This is a genomic window from Flavobacterium potami (genome assembly GCF_020026915.1).
GTDB lineage: Bacteria > Bacteroidota > Bacteroidia > Flavobacteriales > Flavobacteriaceae > Flavobacterium > Flavobacterium potami.
Window position 1 is genome coordinate 384,283 of record NZ_JAINUY010000004.1, and the last position, 20,973, is coordinate 405,255.

The 20,973-nt window shown below is 35.4% G+C and carries 14 protein-coding genes; 11 read left to right on the forward strand and 3 right to left on the reverse strand.

Annotated elements, in window-relative coordinates:
- Positions 1 to 17 precede the first annotated feature (17 nt).
- Together galK and K6T82_RS13985 are read right to left on the reverse strand one after the other, a co-directional pair.
- Positions 18 to 1,178, reverse strand: coding sequence for a galactokinase (galK, locus tag K6T82_RS13980; protein ID WP_223706723.1), 1,161 nt, complete (start codon positions 1,176 to 1,178; stop codon positions 18 to 20).
- Between the two features lie 198 nt (positions 1,179 to 1,376).
- Positions 1,377 to 2,429 (reverse strand): aldose epimerase family protein, encoded by a 1,053-nt coding sequence (locus tag K6T82_RS13985; RefSeq protein ID WP_223706727.1) that lies wholly within the window; start codon positions 2,427 to 2,429, stop codon positions 1,377 to 1,379.
- 101 nt (positions 2,430 to 2,530) lie between these two features.
- Here K6T82_RS13985 and K6T82_RS13990 point away from each other — a divergent pair, with 101 nt between their 5' ends.
- Complete coding sequence (locus tag K6T82_RS13990) at positions 2,531 to 3,529, forward strand: GntR family transcriptional regulator (protein ID WP_223706729.1); 999 nt, start codon at positions 2,531 to 2,533, stop codon at positions 3,527 to 3,529.
- 89 nt (positions 3,530 to 3,618) lie between these two features.
- On the opposite strand, the gene K6T82_RS13995 is transcribed toward K6T82_RS13990, so the two are convergent.
- Positions 3,619 to 4,308, reverse strand: a complete 690-nt coding sequence (locus tag K6T82_RS13995) for an NUDIX hydrolase (protein ID WP_223706731.1) — start codon at positions 4,306 to 4,308, stop codon at positions 3,619 to 3,621.
- Between the two features lie 571 nt (positions 4,309 to 4,879).
- On the opposite strand from K6T82_RS13995, the gene K6T82_RS14000 reads away from it, so the two are divergent.
- The 10 genes from K6T82_RS14000 to K6T82_RS14045 all read left to right on the forward strand — a co-directional run bounded on the left by K6T82_RS14000 (position 4,880) and on the right by K6T82_RS14045 (position 20,905).
- A complete protein-coding gene (locus K6T82_RS14000) occupies positions 4,880 to 7,936 on the forward strand; it encodes a SusC/RagA family TonB-linked outer membrane protein (protein WP_223706733.1) in 3,057 nt (1,018 codons plus the stop codon).
- Positions 7,937 to 7,965: 29 nt separating this feature from the next.
- Complete coding sequence (locus K6T82_RS14005; RefSeq protein WP_223706736.1) at positions 7,966 to 9,528, forward strand: RagB/SusD family nutrient uptake outer membrane protein; 1,563 nt, start codon at positions 7,966 to 7,968, stop codon at positions 9,526 to 9,528.
- Between the two features lie 145 nt (positions 9,529 to 9,673).
- Positions 9,674 to 11,212 carry an alpha-N-arabinofuranosidase gene (locus K6T82_RS14010; protein WP_223706739.1) on the forward strand — a complete coding sequence of 513 codons (1,539 nt, stop codon included), beginning with the start codon at positions 9,674 to 9,676 and terminating at the stop codon, positions 11,210 to 11,212.
- 11 nt (positions 11,213 to 11,223) lie between these two features.
- Positions 11,224 to 12,846: an arabinan endo-1,5-alpha-L-arabinosidase gene (locus K6T82_RS14015; protein ID WP_223706741.1), complete on the forward strand. Its 1,623-nt coding sequence runs from the start codon at positions 11,224 to 11,226 to the stop codon at positions 12,844 to 12,846.
- A 290-nt stretch (positions 12,847 to 13,136) separates the two neighbouring features.
- Complete coding sequence (locus tag K6T82_RS14020; RefSeq protein ID WP_223706743.1) at positions 13,137 to 14,081, forward strand: glycoside hydrolase family 43 protein; 945 nt, start codon at positions 13,137 to 13,139, stop codon at positions 14,079 to 14,081.
- A 101-nt stretch (positions 14,082 to 14,182) separates the two neighbouring features.
- Positions 14,183 to 15,163 carry an arabinan endo-1,5-alpha-L-arabinosidase gene (locus K6T82_RS14025; protein ID WP_223706745.1) on the forward strand — a complete coding sequence of 327 codons (981 nt, stop codon included), beginning with the start codon at positions 14,183 to 14,185 and terminating at the stop codon, positions 15,161 to 15,163.
- Between the two features lie 5 nt (positions 15,164 to 15,168).
- Complete coding sequence (locus tag K6T82_RS14030) at positions 15,169 to 17,148, forward strand: glycoside hydrolase family 127 protein (protein WP_223706747.1); 1,980 nt, start codon at positions 15,169 to 15,171, stop codon at positions 17,146 to 17,148.
- Positions 17,149 to 17,185: 37 nt separating this feature from the next.
- Positions 17,186 to 18,301, forward strand: a complete 1,116-nt coding sequence (locus K6T82_RS14035) for a glycoside hydrolase family 43 protein (protein ID WP_223706749.1) — start codon at positions 17,186 to 17,188, stop codon at positions 18,299 to 18,301.
- Between the two features lie 227 nt (positions 18,302 to 18,528).
- Entirely contained in the window at positions 18,529 to 20,220 is a 1,692-nt protein-coding gene (locus tag K6T82_RS14040) for a ribulokinase (RefSeq protein ID WP_223706750.1), read from the forward strand.
- Positions 20,204 to 20,905, forward strand: a complete 702-nt coding sequence (locus K6T82_RS14045) for an L-ribulose-5-phosphate 4-epimerase (protein WP_184158607.1) — start codon at positions 20,204 to 20,206, stop codon at positions 20,903 to 20,905. The genes K6T82_RS14040 and K6T82_RS14045 overlap by 17 nt, the downstream gene beginning before the upstream one ends.
- The last annotated feature ends 68 nt before the right edge of the window (positions 20,906 to 20,973 follow it).

Here is a 20,973-nt window from a genome sequence, read left to right on the forward strand (position 1 = left end):
GTAGTGTGTTGTGGTGTTTAAAGCAATGTTGTTCCGTTTGAGATTTTTACATCATAGAATTTTAATTCAATTCCAAATGTATCTAAATAAAGTTTCGAAAACTTACTTTTCACCTCATTTTCATGTCCTTTTTTTACTAAATTGATGGTGCAACCACCGAATCCACCTCCCATTAGTCTCGAACCAATGATCGCTTCATCTTCTTTTGCTGTATCAACCAGCATATCCAACTCTTCACAGCTTACCTCATATTCTTGAGATAAACCATAATGTGTTTCAAATAATAATTCTCCTAAAAGTTCAATATTTCCTGCATCTAAAGCTTCACAGGCTTTAATGACACGACTGATTTCCTTTACAACAAAATGCACTCTGTCGAAAACTTTCTCCGTCATTTTATCTTTTAAACTCAAAACCTGTTCTACAGAAGAATCTCTAAAACTTTTTACTTCTGGGAAATGATTTTTAATGATAGATAAACCTTCTTCACATTCAATTCTTCTTGTATTGTATTCTGAGGTAAAAAGCGAATGTTTTACATTAGAATCAAATAAAATCAGAGAGTAATCTTTGAAGTCGGCATTATGATATTCAAAATCTAAAGTGTTACAGTCTAATTTGATTACTTTGTTTTCAAGACCGTGAACACTCGAAAATTGATCCATAATTCCACAGTTGATTCCAACCCAATGTTCGGCTTTTTGTCCTAATAAAGAAATATCCACTTTTTCGATTTTTAGATCAAAAAGAGATTTGATTCCGAAAATTGTTCCGCATTCTAAAGCTGCAGAAGAAGACAATCCAGAACCAACCGGAATATTGCTGCTGAAAACGCAATTGAAACCTTCAAACGAATAACCGTTATCTTGTAATTGTTTGATTACGCCACGAATGTAATTGGTCCAAACCACATCGCTCAATTTTACTTCCTGAGTCAAATCGATTTCAAATTCTTCATCCAAATCAATAGCGATTATTTTAGAAGTATTTGTATTGTTTTTTGAAAAAGCAAAACAGATTACTTTGTCAATTGCCGCTGGTAAAACATAACCGTCATTGTAGTCAATATGTTCTCCGATAATATTGATTCTACCTGGAGAAAGAACCGTTTTTTCTGGAGATGATCCGAAAGATTTCTCAAAAAATGCAACGGTATTCTGTATTAAAATGTCATTCATTATATAGTTAGTGTATTGTGGTTTTGGAATTTTATTAATGTTATTTATTTTTTTAAACACATAGAGACATAGTTTTTGTAAACTTACAAAAAAGGCGTTTCACTAGTTTAAATGCACATAGTATGCTATGTGAAAGAAATATTTTTCTCTCTACCTTCTTTTTTGGGCATAGAATCTATGTTTCTATGTGTTAAAATATTAGTTTAAACTTTCAAATTTGTAAAGCGTTTTCTGTGTATATTCTTCACCTTTTCTCAAAACGGCATTCGGAAAGTGAGCTTGATTTGGTGCATCTGGGAAATTTTGTGTTTCAAAACAAATTCCGCTTTGTGCATTATAATCTACATTTTCTTTTCCTTTCAATTTTCCGAAACAATTTCCGCCTACATATATATGTACACTTGGTTGATCGGTATATACATTCATTCTCAAATTGTTTTTCAAACTGATTAACTGCGCCACAATTTCAGTTTTAGAATTTACTACGAAAGAATTATCAATTGGAAACGGACAGTTTTTCGGCGCTCTGAAATCAAAATCATGATTCGTTAAATCGGTATAATTTCCTGTCGGAATGTTATCTGAATTTGTTTCCAACATCTTAGCCGATTTGATAAACATCTGTTGTTCTAACACATTTGCGTCATGTCCGTCCAGATTAAAATAGCTATGATGTGTCAAATTGATTACTGTATCTTCTGTTGAAGTTGCTTTGTATTCTAATTTTAATTCATTTTCTTCTGTTAAAGTATAAGTCAAATAAACGGTCATTTCTCCAGGAAAATTTTCGTCTAAATGCTCGCTCAAAAGTCCGAAAGTAATAGACGGATTTTCGTCAGAAGTTACGCGAACTACACTCCAAGCTTTTCTTCCAAATCCCATAACTCCACCGTGAAGCGTGTTTCCGTTGTTGTTCCCGTCAAGCTCAAATTTTTTATCGTTCAGATTAAAAGTTGCATTGTGAATACGGCCGGCATAACGCCCAACTGTAGTTCCAAAATAAGGAGCACTTGGAAGGTTATAAGATTCTAGATAAGATTCTAAATTATCGAAACCTAAAACGACATCAGTCAATTTTCCGTTTACCGGAATTTGAATCGAAGTTACCGTTGCACCATAATTGATGACCTGAACTTTCATTCCGTTTTTATTTACCAATTCAAAAGAATAAATTTCTTCTTTATTAGGCATTAAACCGAATAATTTGCAATTATGAATGTCATTTAAATGCGATATGTGTTTTATTTCCATATAATTTTTACCAAAAATGAAATCCAAAAATAGAAACATTTATTATTTTTGCATACCAGTACCTACCAGTTTTTAAAATTTATAGTCAAAATGACTTTATTATGAACATCATTTCAATCCAAAATAATATTGGTCTGCCAAAATATAAGCAGATAATTCTTTCAATAGAAAAAGCAATTGAACTCGGGAAATTGATAAAAGGCGATCGTCTTCCATCGGTAAATAAAGTCTGTCTGGCTTTTTCTTTATCGCGTGATACGGTTTTATTAGCCTACGATGAACTCAAAAAAAGAGGAATTATTTATGCCATTCCTGGAAAGGGGTATTATGTTAAAAGCGTTGAAATCACTATAACTCAGAAGATTTTTTTGCTTTTTGATGAATTGAATATTTTCAAAGAAGACATCTATAATTCGTTTTTGCAAAATATTGGAAAGAATGTCCAGGTGGATATTTTTTTTCATCATTTTAATGTTCCTGTTTTCAAAAAACTGATAAACGACAGCAATGGAAATTACACGAAATATATTATCATGCCGACGAACTTAAACGATATCGTCGATTCTATAAAAACCCTACCAGTGGGTGATGTAATTATTTTGGATCAGACAAATTCGGACTTAAAAATGTTTCCAGCTATTTATCAAAATCATCAAAGAGACATTTATGAAGGTTTATTGAAAGGCAAATCCAGATTATTAAAATACAAAAAACTGATTCTGATTTTTCAGGGTTTCAGAGAGCCGCCAGGAATGAAACTTGGTTTTGAATCTTTTTGTCAAGAATTTGGTTTTGATCATGAAATTATCTCCGATTTCAGTAATCAATCTATTGCTTTAGGCGATTTGTACATTATACCACATGATCGCGATTTGCTTTTGGTCATCGAAAATGCCATCAATCGAAACTTAAGATTGGGAGAAGATTTTGGAATTATATCGTATAATGAAACCGCTTTGAAGAAAATTGCAGCCAACGGCATCACAACAATTTCGACCAATTTTGAATTAATGGGAAGAATTTTAGCCGATATGGTTTTGAGAGGAACAAAAGAACAAATTGAGAATAAGTCGGCTCTCATAATGAGGAATTCTTTGTAAATGTCTCCCGCAGATTTAGCGGATTTAGCAGATTTTTTTACAATTAATCAGCCAGATCAGCTAAATCTGCGAGAGAACAAATAAAATTTTTATAAATTCAATACAAAATCATTTAATAATTTTTCTTCGTATTTCTCTTTGTTAAAAGTATATAAGTAAGAACCTTTACGAGAAGACTGCATGTCTTTTTCGTCCAATTTATTTAAGATTTCTAGCGAATTGATTTTACTGATAAAGTTTCTTTTGTCCAATTCTTTGCTCAAAATTGCTTCATACAATTCTAAAAGCTGACGCATGGTGAATTTTTCAGGAAGCAATTCGAAACCGATTGGTTTTACGGATGTTTTATAACGAAGTCTCTTTATCGCATTTTGAACCATTTCGTTGTGGTCAAAAATCAAGTTTGGTGCTTCATTAATAGGAAACCATTCTGCATGATAATTTTGAATTAATTCTGCATTATGATTTTCGATATTAATTAAAGCAAAATAAGAAACCGAAATGGTTCTTTCTACGGGGTCACGATCGATTTCGCTGTAAGCATATAATTGCTCCATATATATATCGTTCAGGCCAGTGTAAGTATTTAAGATTCTCGTTGCGGCAGCATCTAAAACTTCATCGCGTTTTAAGAAACCTCCAATCAAAGACCATTTCCCTTTTTCAGGTTCAAAATCCCTTTGAATTAAAAGTATTTTCAGGCCGGCATTATCAAATCCAAAAATGATGCAGTCGACCGCCAGTAAAACTTTATCAGCAGAGCTATAATTGTTTAACATATGTAATTAATTTGGATGGTAAATATATAAACTTCCTAAAACGTATCATAATTTATTAATGTAGTTTTTACACTTACATTATTAAGTGCTCAAAAATAGCGTTAAAAACTAAACTTTTACACAAAAATAACATTCAGCTCACTTTTTTAAGAATTTTTTAAGACAAAAACAGGACAGTAAAGGATGGTTTTTATTAAAATGATGTTCTTTTTTATTAAAAACATCAAAAAATAAATAGTCCTTTACTTACATTACAATCGATTGTGTAAAATTAATTCCCTAAAAAACAGTGTATTTTAATTTTTTTTCAAAAGGCTACTTTTTTGACTAAAAAACGACTTTTTATTAAAAAGTGTATTTTTTACACAATTAAATCATAAAAAAGACTGGATTTTTTGAAAAAAACACGAAATTTTAAATGTTATTTCAACACTTAATTTATGATATGTGTTTTTTTTCGACACTTTTTTTGCCATATTAATTTGTTTTCGTCCTTTTTTTTTAGTTAAATTTACAAATGTAAGATTAACACTTATTAACTAAACCACTAACCAATCTTAAACAAACCATTATGATAACAAAGCAACAATTAATTTTGTATTGCAATTTATTATTGCCAAAAACACATTGGATTTTAGCAGTATTGATGCTGTTATTTTCGGTTAATCAGCTGTCGGCTCAGGGCAAAACGATTACCGGAATTGTTACGTCTGCTCAGGATAACCTGCCGTTACCGGGCGTAAACATTATGATTAAAGGAACCAAAACAGTTGCTTCAACTGGATTTGATGGAGAGTATTCTATTAAAGCATCAACAGGAGATGTTTTAGTTTTTTCATTTATAGGATTTGAGAACAAAGAGATAGCCGTAGGAAGTAACTCTAAAATTGATGCAGCATTAGGAGAAGATACTAATAAACTAAATGAAGTAGTTGTTATTGGGTATGGTTCTCAGAAAAAAGCAGACTTAACAGGATCTGTTAGTGTTGTAAACATAGAATCGGCAAAAAAGACGGTTACTTATGATGCTGCAAAAATGCTTCAGGGACAAGTACCTGGTGTAACCGTTCAATCTTCAGGAGAACCGGGAGGTTTTGTAAATGTGAAGATTAGGGGGATAACTTCATTTAGTAATAACAATCCGCTTTTTGTAATTGACGGAATTATGGTCGATTCTCCATACGATTTTGCTCCGGGAGAAATAGAATCGATGCAGGTTCTAAAAGATGCTTCGTCTGCTGCAATCTACGGTGTGCGTGGTGCGAATGGAGTTGTAATCATTACAACCAAAAAAGGTAAACAAGGCAAAATGGATATTAAATTCAAGTCTATTGTTGGTCTTCAGAATGTGGCTAAAAAATGGGATTTGACAGATCGTGTAGGATATCAAAAAATCACGAGTGAAGCAGAACGTAACAGAGACATTAGAGCTGGAGTTCCAGTGAGTATTGCTCCAGGAAATGATCCGAACAGTCCTTCTTATATTTCTAATGTAAATACAGACTGGCAGAAAGAGTCTTTTCAAACAGGTGTTGTACAAAATCAAGCGCTTACATTTAATGGCGGAGCAGAAAACCTGGCTTACAGCATGAATGTGGATTATTTTAAAAATACAAGTTATATCAACACGCCTCAGGACTATGAGAGATTGTCAACTAATTTAAATTTGAATGGTAAAAAAGGAAGATTCAAATATGGTGCTAAGTTAGCGTACACTCAATCAGATAAAGAAATTTTTAACGAGTATAATGCAGGACAAACTGTTGTCAGCGATATTTTGGGAGCTGTTCCAACCATGCCGGTTTATGATGCAAACAGACTTGGAGGTTATGGAGGTACAGATAATTTGACACAAAGAGCCATTTCGATGAATCCGATCGGATACAATAATCTAATTAATAATAATGGAAAAAGAAACCGTTTTATTGGAGATATCTGGGGAGAAATTGAAATTGTAAAAGGTCTTAAATACAAATTGGATGTAAGTTATGATAGAACAGACTGGGAAAACAGAAAATTTATTCCGCCAAGTGATTTAGGTTGGTATTATATTACCACAAACGATGAAGCATCTTTAGATGTTGAAACAGGAAATGAATTAAGAACATTTTTGAATAATTTGTTAACCTATGAAGTTACTTTAGGAAAACATAAAATAGATGCCTTAGCAGGATGGATTCAGGAAAAACGTGATTACCACCGTATTAATACCAGAGGTGTTGGTTATGAACCTGGAGAAATTAGCATGCTTCAGTACGCAGATGCCAGAAATGCATCGGAGTATAAATTTACAATTACAGGCGTTTCTTATATCAGTAGATTAAACTATTCTTATGATGATCGTTATTTAGTCCAAGCTAATTTCAGACAAGATAAAACGTCTCTTTTCAGTGAAAAAAATAATTCGGCTAGTTTTTATTCTTTTTCAGGAGGATGGAAAATCAGTAACGAAAAATTCTGGAAATTGCCTGAATGGATAAGCAATATCAAACTTAGAGGAGGTTATGGTACATTAGGAAATAATACTATTTCGCAATATTTCTTTGCTTCAACAGTAAATAGTTTTGCAGGTTATGATTTTAATAATGAACTAGCTCCGGGAACAACAGTCGTAGCAGCATTGGATCCAAATGTAAAATGGGAAAAATCTACCAATTCCAATGTTGGTATCGAATTAGGTTTCTTAGATAATGATTTACAATTTACAGCAGAATATTTTATTAAAAAATCAAGCGATCTTTTGTTAGGAGTTCCTCTTCCTTTTTCTACGGGAGCATTTCCAGCAAGTGTTACCACAAACGCAGGATCAATGAAAAATTCTGGTGTTGAGTTTACGGCATCTTACAGTAATCATCATCATAAATTTAAATATGATATTTCTGCGAATTTTGGAACATTGAAAAATGAAGTAACTAAAATTGGTTTAAACGGAAATCCTATTTATGGAGCTGTTTCTAAAACACAAGTAGGAAGATCCGTGGGTGAAATGTTTGCTTGGGAAGCAATCGGAATTTTTCAAAATGCTGCCGAAGTAGCTTCTTCTCCAACACAAACAGGTGCGGCTCCTGGAGATATTAAATTTAGAGACGTAAATGGAGACGGAATTATCACAGACGCAGATAGAACTTTTCAAGGTGTAACCATTCCAAAATATGGCTTCGGATTTAATTTTAGTGCTTCGTATTCCAACTTTGATTTCTCAATGTTCTGGCAAGGAAGCGGCGGAAACAAAATATTTAATGCCATGTATCGTAATTTGATGATCGGACAATATACCAATCATCATACAGACGAATTGAATTACTGGACACCTACAAACACAAATACAAATATTCCTGCGCCGGTAATTGGTGATCCAAACGGAAACAGCAGAGATTCAAACAGATTTATTGAAAGCGGAGATTATGTTAAACTTCAAACCATGGAAATTGGTTACAACATTCCGTTAAAAGATAAATTTATTCAAAAAGCAAAGGTTTACCTGAATGGTCAAAATCTGTTGATTATTTCTAAATACAAAGGATATGATCCGGATTTTAATAGCGACGGATTAATTTCCAGAGGATATGATGCGGGATCTTTTCCAAATCCGAGAACAATTTCTTTAGGAGTAGAAGTAAGCTTCTAAAAGGTTTAACCATTTAAAAACGTATTAAAATGAAATATAAAATATTCAATTATATAGCAGTTTTCTTTTCGCTTGCTTTGGTAACCACAAGCTGCGTTGATAACGAAGACTTAGAACAGCTGGATCCTAATAACAATGCAGTTGACTCATTTTGGAAAACAGATGATGATGCTTTAAAAGGTGTAAATGCTGCTTACGGAAGTTTACTAACAGATGGTACGTACATGAGAAGTACACCATTATTATTAGATGTAAAAGCAGACGATTCTCGTACAAACAGTCCTTGGGGATCAATGTATAATGTTGGGCATTTCAATTCAAACGTAGCTGATGCAGCCATTTATGGATGGGCTTACGAAACCTACTATCAGGGAATATACAGAGCCAATCAGGTTTTAACGAATGTTCCTGGAATTGAGTTCAAAGACGCAGCTTTAAAAGACAGAATCTTAGGACAGGCTTATTTTTTAAGAGGTTTGTTTTTATTCCATGCAGTAAATATGTTTAAGAATGTTCCTCTTCCAACAGAATTAGCGGTTTATTATCCTCAAAAAACACAAGAAGAAGGCTGGGCGCAGGTTATTTCAGATTTTAAAACTGCGGCAGAATTATTACCAAATTCATACACAGGTATTTCAGGTTTAGATGCAGGCCAAAAAGGAAGAGCTACAAAAGGTGCGGCTTTAGGTTATTTAGGAAAGGCTTATTTGTTTACTAAAGATTTCACGAATGCAAAAACTACTTTTAAACAAGTTATAGATTTAGGAGTTTATGCTTTGGTTCCAAATTACCGTGACAACTTTACAACAGCAAATGAAAACAATTCAGAATCTCTTTTTGAAGTACAATTCAGCAGAGATGCAGGAGGAGTTGATTTAGGTTGGGGAGGTGCTCCTGCTTCAGGTTGGGGAAAAACATCTGCACGTGCCATTACGTATGCTCCAAGAGCTTTTGGGTGGACAGACGTTCAACCGACATGGGCTTTATTCAACGAATTTAAAGAAGAAAAAACAAAAACAGGAGCAGACGACCCACGTTTAGATGCTACTATTTTCTATAATAAACCAGGCGGAATGCAATTGTATGGAAAAGATTTTGCCACATTTTATGCTTCAAGCCCTGCAGATTTAAATGATTTGTTTTGTAGAAAATACCAAAATTCTGATGGACAATTTGCAGACGAATACGATTGGCGTTCCGGAATCAATGAGCGTTTGTTAAGATATGCGGATATTCTGTTAATGTATGCTGAATGTTTAAATGAAACAGGAGATACACCAGGAGCTTATACTTATATTCAAATGGTGCGAAACAGAGTAAATCTTCCTGAATTAGCTGTAACAAAACCAGGAATGAGTCAGGAACAAATGAGAGAACAGATAGGTCACGAAAGATTTTTGGAATTCCCTCTTGAAGGACATCGCTTTGATGATATCCGCCGTTGGGGATGGCTTCAAAATCCGACAAAATTAGCGTGGCTAAAATCAAGAGATGCTGAGTTTAATTCTTATACACCAGGACGCGAATATTTTCCAATTCCGCAATTAGAAATGGATAACAATCCAGGAACAAAACAAAATGACAGTTACTAAGTTTAGAGTCACGGTTTACAGTCACAGTTTCGGTGTAAACTGAGACTTGCAAACTGAGACTAAAAATATATTTGAGTTAGTTTAAATACCGATATCATGTGAAGACGTAAAAATCTTCACATGATATTATAACATAAAAACCACTATGAAAAAAGCACTTTTAATCACATTTCTTATTACGTTTTGTAATCAGTTGAGTTTTGCACAAACCACTATCACCATTAAAAATACGGCCGATGCGCCAACAATTGACAAAAATATTTACGGTCATTTTGCGGAGCATTTGGGACGTTGTATTTACGGTGGATTTTTTGTTGGAGATACTTCAAAAATACCAAATACAAATGGAGTTAGAAATGACATTATTGCTGCTTTAAAAGATTTGAAAATTCCGAATTTAAGATGGCCTGGAGGTTGTTTTGCCGATACTTACCATTGGAAAGATGGAATTGGTCCACAAGAACAAAGACCAACTATTGTAAATAAATGGTGGGGCGGAGTTACAGAAGACAATAGTTTCGGAACTCATGATTTCCTGAATATGTGTGAACTTCTAGGAGCAGAACCGTATTTGTCTGGAAACGTGGGAAGCGGAACGGTTCAGGAATTGGCAGACTGGGTTCAGTACACCAACTTTAGCGGTAAAAGTCCGATGAGTGATTTACGTGCCAAGAATGGAAGAAAAGAACCTTGGAAAGTAAAATTCTGGGGAATTGGAAATGAAGCTTGGGGCTGCGGTGGAAACATGACCGCAGAATATTACGCTGGCGAATACCGCAAATTTGCGACTTTTATGTCAGATTGGGAAAATACAGGAGGAATTACAAGAATTGCTTCTGGATCAAATAGTGCCGATTACAATTGGACAGAAGTTTTAATGAAAGGAATTCCCCTAAATATGTTGGGCGGAGTTGGAGTGCATCATTATGCTGTAATTGACTGGGGCAAAAAAGGAAGCGATAGAGAATTTACAGAAGAAGGTTATTTTAAAACCATGCAGTCGGCCTTGAAAATGGAAGAATTGGTTACGAAACATTCTGCCATTATGGACAAATACGATCCGGAGAAAAAAGTAGCCATGATCGTAGACGAATGGGGAGGATGGTACGAAGTAGAAAAAGGAACAAATCCGGGATTTTTATACCAACAAAATACAATGCGAGATGCCGTTTTAGCAGGAGCAACGTTAAATATTTTCAATAACCACGCAGATCGTGTTCGTATGGCAAACTTGGCGCAATGCGTAAACGTTTTACAAGCTGTAATTCTTACGGACAAAGCTAAAATGATTACAACTCCAACTTATTCTGTAATGAAAATGTACGCCGTTCATCAGGATGCTAAATTATTACCAGTAAGTTTCGAATCGCCATCATACACTTTTAACGGAGAAAAACTTCCTGCAGTTTCAGCATCAGCATCAAAAGATAAAAACGGAGCGGTTCATATTTCATTAGTGAATGTAGACGCAAAAAACAAAAATAAAATTGAAATTGATGTAAAAGATTTAGGAGTAAAAACCGTTACCGGAACGGTTATCACATCAGCTAAATTACAAGATTACAATTCATTCGAAAACCCGAATAAAATTGTTCCAACGGTTTTTAAAGGTTTCGAAAACAAAAAAGGAAAACTTGAAATCACGATTCCTCCTTTCTCAGTAGTTGTTTTAGAAGGAAAATAAAATAGAAGCAGATGAAAAAGCGAAACTTCATTTTAAAAACCATTTCTTTCATCGGGTTTTTTGTGGCAGCAGTTTTAATCACAAGCTGTTCCAAAGATGATCCGGCGTTACAAGAACCAGAACCTCCGGTTGTAGTCGATCCGCCTGTGGTTACGCCAACATTCAACGGACCAACTTATGCAGACAACTACACACCTTTTGCAAGTTGGGCAAGTAGATCACAATGGAATCTGGCAAACGTACACGATCCATCGGTAGAAAAGTCAGGCGATTATTATTATATGTATCAAACCGATGCTTCGTATGGAAATGCGCATGACGGAAATGGACATTTTTTCTACAGAAGATCGAAAGATTTAATCAGCTGGGAATTTATGGGACCTTCGATGCTTCAGGCTCCGGCTTGGGTAAAAGATTCTTTGAATAATAAAAGGGCTAGAATGAATCCGGCACTTCCTCCAATAACAAATCCAAATTACGGATTCTGGGCACCATGTGTTCGAAAAGTGGGGAATGTTTTTAGAATGTATTACAGTATTGTAGTTACTAATCCGATTACAGGAACAGACACCAATACTTCATGGTCAGAACGCGCTTTTATTGGTTTGGCCGAAACGACAGATTTGGCTTCTAATAATTGGGTCGACAAAGGAATGGTAGTTTGCTCAGAACCCGACGGCGTAAAAAGTTATGTTAGAAACGGAGGAAACGATTGGGATGCATACTTTAAATTCAATGCCATCGATCCAAGTTTTATTGAAACTCCAGAAGGAGAGCAATATTTAATTTACGGTTCATGGCATTCTGGAATTGCGGCTTTAAAACTAAATCCGACAACAGGAAAACCAGATCAACTAAAAACAATAGACGATTACGGAGTTCGAATTGCAGGTCGCGGAAATGTAAATACAAATCGTTGGCAAGCACTTGAAGGACCAGAAATTATCTACAATCCCGATACACAATATTATTATTTGTTTTTGGCTTATGACGAATTATCGGTTGCGTACAATACACGTGTAGCGCGTTCTAAAAACATTCTCGGGCCTTATGTGACCAATACCGGAATCAGTATTACAAATGGGGCAGAATGTTTTCCGTTGGTAACGCATCCCTATCAATTTAAAAATCATACAGGCTGGGTTGGATTTGCGCATTGTGCCGTTTTTCAAAACCCAACAACCAAACAATGGTTTTATGCTTCGCAAGCACGTTTGCCGGAAGGAGTTGGTGGAATTGCAGTTTCAAATGCAGTAATGATGGGACACGTTCACGGAATTCAATGGACAGAAGACGGTTGGCCTGTTATAGAACCAGAACGTTATGCCGGAGTTCCAACAACCACTTTTGCAGAAGGAAATCTGGTAGGAACTTGGGAACAAATTACCATGAATTACCAATACAAAACCATGCAGAAAGCAGTTACGATTTATTTAACGGCCGACAAAAAAGTTAGCGGAGATATAACAGGAACTTGGTCGTACGATCCTACTAAAAAAATCGCCACTATAAACGGAGTTAAATGTAATGTAGTTGACGCCTGGGATTGGGAATCATCAACCAGAAAAGTGACTTTAACTTATACAGGAATAAATAGTGCCGGAATAGGAGTTTGGGGCAAGAAAATAAATTAGAAATTTAAACACATAGAAACATAGATTTTTTAGTCAATAAAAGAGTAAAAAAACAAATCTAGATTTGAACACATAGATAGGCTATGTGAATTTAAATAAATGAAATGCCTTTTTCAGACAAGTAATGCTACGATTCTATGTGTTTGAAAAAAATAAGCCACGAATTTCACTAATTCACACAAATAAAAATTCGAGAAAATTGGTGCAATTCGTGGCAAAAAACAAAGCCAAAGATTATAAAATAAATCATTTTAATCTGTGAAATCTGTGGCAAAAAAATTAAAGCAATTATGAAAAACCTATTTACGAGCCTTTCCGTTTTGCTTTTATCGATTGCAGCAACTGCTCAATCGGTAAAATTCAACAATCCTATTATTACAGATAAATATGCCGGAGATCCTGCAGCATTGGTTTACAAAGACAAAGTGTATTTGTACGCAGGTCATGATGAAGCGCCAAACGATTTTAATTTTTATAAAATGAACGAATGGCTGGTATATTCTTCTTCTGATATGAAAAAATGGGAATCGCATGCGGTACCCTTAAAAGTAACCGATTTTAAATGGGCAAAAAGTGATGCTTGGGCTTCGCAAGTAATAGAAAGAAACGGAAAATTCTATTGGTACGTAACGGTTGAACACGGAACAATTCCAGGAAAATCAATTGGAGTTGCTGTAGCAGATAATCCACTTGGGCCTTTTAAAGACGCATTAGGAAAAGCCTTAATCACCAACGATATGACCAAATTTAGCGATATAAGCTGGGACGATATTGATCCAACAGTTTTTATCGATAATGACGGACAAGCCTATTTATTTTGGGGAAACACAGCCTGCCATTATGCTAAATTAAAAGAAAACATGACGGAAATTGATGGAGAAATCCATCACATAAAACTGCCAAATTTCACAGAAGCACCTTGGATTCACAAACACAATGGCTGGTATTATTTGTCATACGCTTACGAATTTCCAGAGAAAATTGCTTACGCGATGAGTAAATCTATTACAGGACCTTGGGAGTTTAAAGGAATTCTGAATGAATTAGCAGGAAACAGCAACACAAATCATCAATCAATTATTGATTTTAAAGGACAATCGTATTTTATTTATCACAATGGAGCGTCAATTCCACATGGAGGAAGTTTCAGAAGATCAGTTTGTGTAGATAAATTATTTTACAACAAAGACGGAACAATGAAACGTGTCGTAATGACCTCGGAGGGAATTCAATAGTTTTCAGTCGCAGTCTCAGTTTTAAGTTTTGATGCAGTAACTGCTTATATGCTCTGCTAAAGTTTTCAGTAAGCAAACTTAAATTTACTTATATCACTTATATGGTTTACAAAAACATAAAATATGCAATTTCGGTTTTTCTAATGCTGATAACTTCAGCGATTATGGCGCAAGAAATTGTCGTGCACGATCCGGTTGTCATCAAACAAAAAGACACCTATTATTTGTATTGTACCGGAAACGGAATCAGTGTTTTTAGTTCGAAAGATTTAAAAAAATGGAACAAAGAACCGCAAGTCTTCGCCGAAAAACCAGTTTGGGCAGATGGTGTTGCAGCCGATTTCAAAAATCATATTTGGGCGCCAGATATTTCATTCCACAACAATACTTATTATCTGTATTATTCGGTTTCCGCTTTCGCTAAAAATACTTCGGCAATTGGCGTTGCGACCAATACGACTTTAGATCCAAAAGACAAAAATTACAAATGGGTCGATCAAGGAATCGTGATTCAATCACAGCCAAATCGCGATATGTGGAACGCCATTGATCCGAATTTGGTTTTTGACGAAAATAACACACCTTGGCTTTCTTTTGGTTCTTTTTGGGAAGGATTGAAATTGGTAAAATTAAATCCGGATTTGAAATCAATTGCTCAGCCTCAAGAATGGCACACGATTTCAAAACGCAAAAGAAGTTTCGAATTAGCTGATTCTGATCCAGGCGATGGCGCGCTTGAAGCTCCTTTTATCTTCAAGAAAAATGGATATTACTACCAGTTTCTTTCTTGGGATTTATGCTGTCGCGGAGAAAAAAGCACTTATAAAGTCGTTGTTGGAAGATCTAAAAATGTAACTGGACCTTATTTGGATAAAGAAGGAAAACAGTTGGATCAAGGCGGAGGAAGTCTAGTGGTTCAAGGAGATGAAAACTATTTTGGAGTAGGGCATAATAGCGCTTATACTTTCGATGGAAAAGATTATATGTTTTATCACGCTTACGAAAAGAAAACCAAAGGAACACCAAGATTAGTAGTTCGAGAAATACAATGGGATACCGATTTGTGGCCTGTTTTAAAATAAAAATAATGAAGAAATACAACTTACCAATTTTAACGATTTTCATGTCACTTCTGGTTTTGACTTCTTGTAAAGAGACCAAAAACAATGTCGTGCAAAATAAAACATCAGCCTTAAAAGCAGGTTACGAAATTGAACCGGTTAACATTCAAAATGTAAAACTAACCGATTCTTTTTGGCTTCCAATTATCAAAAGAGTACAGGAAGTAACGATAGAATATGCGATTAAAAAATGTGATGAAGAAGGCCGTTTTGAGAACTTTTTAATTGCCGGAAAACAAAAAACAGGAACAACGAGAGGAGATATGCCTTTTGATGATACCGATGTTTATAAAATTATCGAAGGAGCATCAAACACTTTAATCAGTGCACCAAATCCTAAACTAGAAAGAGTTTTGGATTCTATGATTGCCATCGTAAAAATTGGTCAGGAACCAGACGGATACATCACCACTTGGAGAACGATAAATCCAGCAAAACCGCCAGCGCCTTGGGTTCCCGTAATTGAAGGAAAACGCTGGGAATCGTTGCAGATTAGCCATGAATTGTATAATCCGGGTCATTTGATTGAGGCTGCAATCGTGCATTATGAAGCAACAGGAAAAACTAATTTCCTAGACATTGCTATAAAAGCGGCCGATATGCTAGTAAGAACTTTTGGAGATAATCCGGGTCAGGTAAAAGGTGTTCCTGGTCATCAAATTGTAGAAACGGGTTTATTGAAATTGTATCAGATTACAGGAAAAAAAGAGTATCTGAAACTGGCAAAATACTATTTAGACAATCGCGGAAATCCGAATAATCATAAACTATACGGAGAATACGCTCAAGATCATATGCCCGTTGTGGACCAAAAAGAAGCCGTAGGACACGCTGTTCGTGCGGTTTATATGTACGCAGGAATGACCGATATCGTGGCCTTGACAAAAGATAAAGCTTACGAAAATGCTGTAAATACGATATGGGATAACATGGTAAACAAAAAAATGTACATCACAGGCGGAATCGGATCAAGACATGATGGCGAAGCTTTTGGAGTGAACTACGAATTGCCAAATCTAACCGCTTACAACGAAACTTGTGCGGCAATTGGAGATGTGTATTGGAATCACAGATTGCATAGTTTATACGGAAAATCGCAATATTTTGATGTCATCGAAAGATCGATGTACAACGGATTAATTTCGGGTATTTCGCTTGACGGAAAACAATTTTTCTATCCAAATGCCTTAGAAGCTGATGGCGTTTATAAATCGAATCGCGGTTCTTGCACGCGTCAGGGATGGTTTGACTGTTCTTGTTGCCCGACGAATTTAATACGTTTTATTCCGTCAATTCCAGGATTGATTTATTCCAAAACAAAGAATGATTTGTATGTGAATTTATATGCCTCAAACAATGCATCTTTCACATTAGGAAAAACAGATTTACAGATTTCGCAACACACTTCTTATCCTTGGAATGGAAAAGTTGGAATTTCAGTTAATCCTAAAAAAGAAAGCCAATTTACAATCAAACTTCGCGTTCCGGGTTGGGCAAGAAATGAGGTTTTGCCAGGAGATTTATATACGTACAAAAAAGCTTCCACTCAAAAACCAACTATTTCTGTAAACGGAGAAACTTTAGCGATTCAGCCTGAAAACGGTTATTTCAACGTCACTAGAAATTGGAAAAAAGGGGACAAAATCGCGCTTAATTTCCCAATGGAAGTCCAAGAAGTAGAAACGAATTCAAAAGTAGAAACCAACAAAAATAAAGTCTCTTTAGAATATGGTCCGCTAGTATATGCAGTTGAAGAAATTGACAATAAAAACAATTTTGATAAGATCGATATTTCAGCTTCAGACACTTTCAAAGTGAGAAAAGAAGCGAACTTATTACAAGGCGTAAATGTGATCGAAAATTCAAAATTCACAGCCATTCCATATTATTCTTGGTCAAATCGAGGCATTGGAAAAATGAAAGTGTGGATTGATTATAAAAACTGATTCACTTAAAAATAAACTAAATACAAACCAATATAACATGCAAATAAACGTATTAAAAAATCTTGCACTTTCAGCTGTTGTTTTTGTAAGTGTTTCGTCCTGTACAGATAAAAAAGTAGAAAAAGAGCTGTCTAAAAAAGAAGTGTCTACTACAAAAACAACCTTAACGAACAAACCTATAGTGTTGCAAAGAGCAGATCCTTTTATCTACAAACATACAGATGGGTATTACTATTTTACAGGATCGATACCAACTTACGACGCTATAGAGTTAAGACGTGCAAAATCTATTGATGAGCTTCAAAATGCTGAAACTTTTAGAGTATGGGAAAAACATAAAAGCGGACCCATGAGCCGTCATGTTTGGGCTCCTGAAATTCATTATTTAGATGGAAAATGGTACGTGTATTTTGCAGCAAGCCAAGAAGATGATATTTGGAGATTAAGACCTTATGTTTTGCAGTGTACAGGTCAAGATCCTTTACATGATAAGTGGATTGAATTAGGGCAAATGCAGGCAGCTGACGCAGATCCAAAAAGCTTTACCGATTTTTCTCTAGACGGAACTGTATTTGAACATAAAAACAAACGCTATTTCTGTTGGGCAGAAAAAACAGGCGGACAGTTTGCATCTTCTAATTTGTACTTAGCCGAAATGGAATCGCCCGTAAAACTAAAAACAGTTCAATTCATGCTAACGACTCCGGATTATGATTGGGAACGCATCGGTTTTTGGGTAAATGAAGGTCCCGCATTTCTTAAACACAATGGAAAAATTTACATTACTTTTTCAGCAAGTGCGACTGGTTCTTGTTACAGTATGGGAATGATGGAAGCAGATGAAAATGCAGACCTATTAGATAGAAATTCTTGGAAAAAATCCAGATATCCGGTATTAAAAACCAATGAAGCAAAACATATTTACGGGCCTGGTCATAACTCATTCACAGTAGATGAAAACGGAGAACCATTGGTAATTTATCATGCAAGGGATTATGAAAAAGCAGTTGGTGATCCAAAAGTGGTGCCTGCGACAGATAAAAGACCGCTGAAGGATATTATTGCAGATCCGTTATATGATCCTAATCGTCATGCGAGAATGATGAAATTAAAATTTGATAAAAACGGTACACCAATATTCGAATTTAACTAAGTTGATTAAGATTTTTTTAGCTTTTTCTGTGATTGTTTTGAAGATTAAGATGAAATAATCGCAACATTATAAATGTGACATTGACATTTATTTTTTGTTTTGAGCTTAAATCTTTGTTTTGATGCATTTTCTATAAAAATGAAGAAGCAGAATTTTATTAAGTGTTTTTTATACACTTATAAATTATTTATAATTATATTTGTCAATATTTTAAAAATAAAATACGAATGAAAAATTATGTAATAGGATTGGACTACGGAACAGATTCTGTTCGTGCGGTGCTTATTGACACAGAAAATGGGCAGGAGCTGGCATCGAATGTTTCTCATTACAAAAGATGGAAAAACAAACAATATTGTGACGCCTCTATAAACCAATTTCGTCAGCATCCTTTGGATCATATCGAAGGATTGGAAACTACGATTCAAAATGTTGTAAAAGAAAGTAAAGTGGATCCGTCATTGGTTCGCGGAATCTGTATTGACACAACAGGATCTTCTCCAGTTCCAGTTACGGCAGATGGAACGCCATTGGCATTAACAAAAGGTTTTGAAGAAAACCCAAATGCGATGATGGTTTTATGGAAAGATCATACTTCTATAAATGAAGCAAACGAAATCAACGAACTGGCAGTAAGCTGGGGCGGAGAAGACGTTACAAAATATGTAGGGGGAATTTATTCTTCTGAGTGGTTTTGGGCAAAAATCCTTCACATTGCAAGACAAGACGAAGCGGTTAGAAATGCAGCACACACTTGGATGGAGCACTGCGATTTAATGACGTATTTGTTAATTGAAGATAAAGACTTAAAAACGTTCAAAAGAAGCCGTTGCGCAGCGGGTCACAAAGCTATGTGGCACGAAGACTGGAACGGATTACCGCCAGTTGAATTCTTAGAAAAATTACATCCGTATTTAGCGACTTTGCGTGGCAATTTATACGATGAAACTTATACTTCAGATTTAGTTGCTGGAAATTTAAGTAAAGAATGGGCAGATCGTTTAGGACTTTCTGCAGAAACAGTTGTGGCTGTTGGAACTTTCGATGCGCATTCTGGTGCTGTTGGAGCAAAAATCGAAGAAAATACTTTAGTTCGCGTTATGGGAACTTCAACTTGTGATATTCTGGTTGGTTCTTATGATGAGGTTGGTACAAAAACCGTTCGCGGAATCTGCGGTCAAGTTGACGGATCTGTAATTCCAGGATTTATCGGTCTGGAAGCAGGACAATCGGCTTTTGGTGATTTATTGGCTTGGTACAAAGAATTATTAATGTGGCCGACAGAACATTTATTAGCTTCTTCATCAACTTTAAATGATGCTCAAAAAGAACAATTAAGAGAAGAATTCAGCGATAAATTAATTGTTGAATTAACGAAAGAAGCAGAGAAAATTCCAGTTTCTGAAAGTCTTCCAATTGCTTTAGATTGGATTAATGGTAGAAGAACTCCAGATGCAAATCAGGAAGTGAAAAGTGCGATTTCAAATTTATCATTAGGAACAAAAGCACCACATATTTTCAAAGCTTTGGTAAACGCAATTTGTTTTGGAGCGAAGAAAATTGTAGATCGTTTTGAAGAAGAAGGTGTAAAAATCGACAGCGTTATCGGAATTGGTGGTGTTGCTCGTAAATCGCCTTTCATTATGCAGACTTTGGCTAACGTTTTAAACAAGCCAATTAAAGTTGCAGCTTCAGATCAAACTCCTGCTTTAGGTGCGGCAATTTATGCAGCGGTTGCAGCCGGAATTTATCCAAACGTAATCGAAGCAAGCCAAAAAATCGGAAGTGATTTTGACGGAGAATATTTCCCTCAATTAGATAAAGTAGCAGCTTATAACAAGTTGCTGATTGCATACGAACAATTAAGTGCTTTTGCAGATCCAACTATTAAAATTTCTCAAAATGAGTTCTCTTTATAAAGATTTAAAACAAGAATGTTACGAAGCCAATATGCAGTTGAATGCATTGAATTTGGTTGTCTATACTTTCGGAAACGTAAGCGCCGTGGACAGAAAAAATGGTGTTTTTGCTATTAAACCAAGCGGGGTTCCTTACGAAGATTTAAAGCCTGAAGATATCGTTATTGTCGATTTTGACAACAATGTTATCGAAGGAAATTTGCGTCCGTCTTCAGACACAAAAACACATGCTTATTTGTACAAACACTGGCCAAATATTGGCGGAGTGGCGCATACCCACGCAACATATTCTGTGGCTTGGGCACAATCGCAGCAAGATATTCCGATTTTCGGAACAACACACGCCGATCACTTAACAGCTGATATTCCGTGTGCGCCGCCAATGGCAGATCATCTAATTGAAGGAAACTATGAACACAATACCGGAATTCAGATTTTGGATTGCTTCAAAGAAAAAAATCTTTCTTATGAAGAAGTAGAAATGATTTTAATTGGAAATCACGGTCCTTTTGCATGGGGAAAAAATGCTGCAAAAGCGGTTTACAACAGTAAAGTTTTAGAAGTTGTGGCAGAAATGGCATACTTGACTTTACAAATAAATCCAAACGCACCAAGATTAAAAGATTCATTAATAAAGAAACATTACAACCGTAAACACGGAAAAGATTCATACTACGGACAGTAGTTTAGTTTCAAGTTTTCTTTGTTTCAAGTTTCAAGTTGTTGGAACGTGAAACCTGGAACGTGAAACAA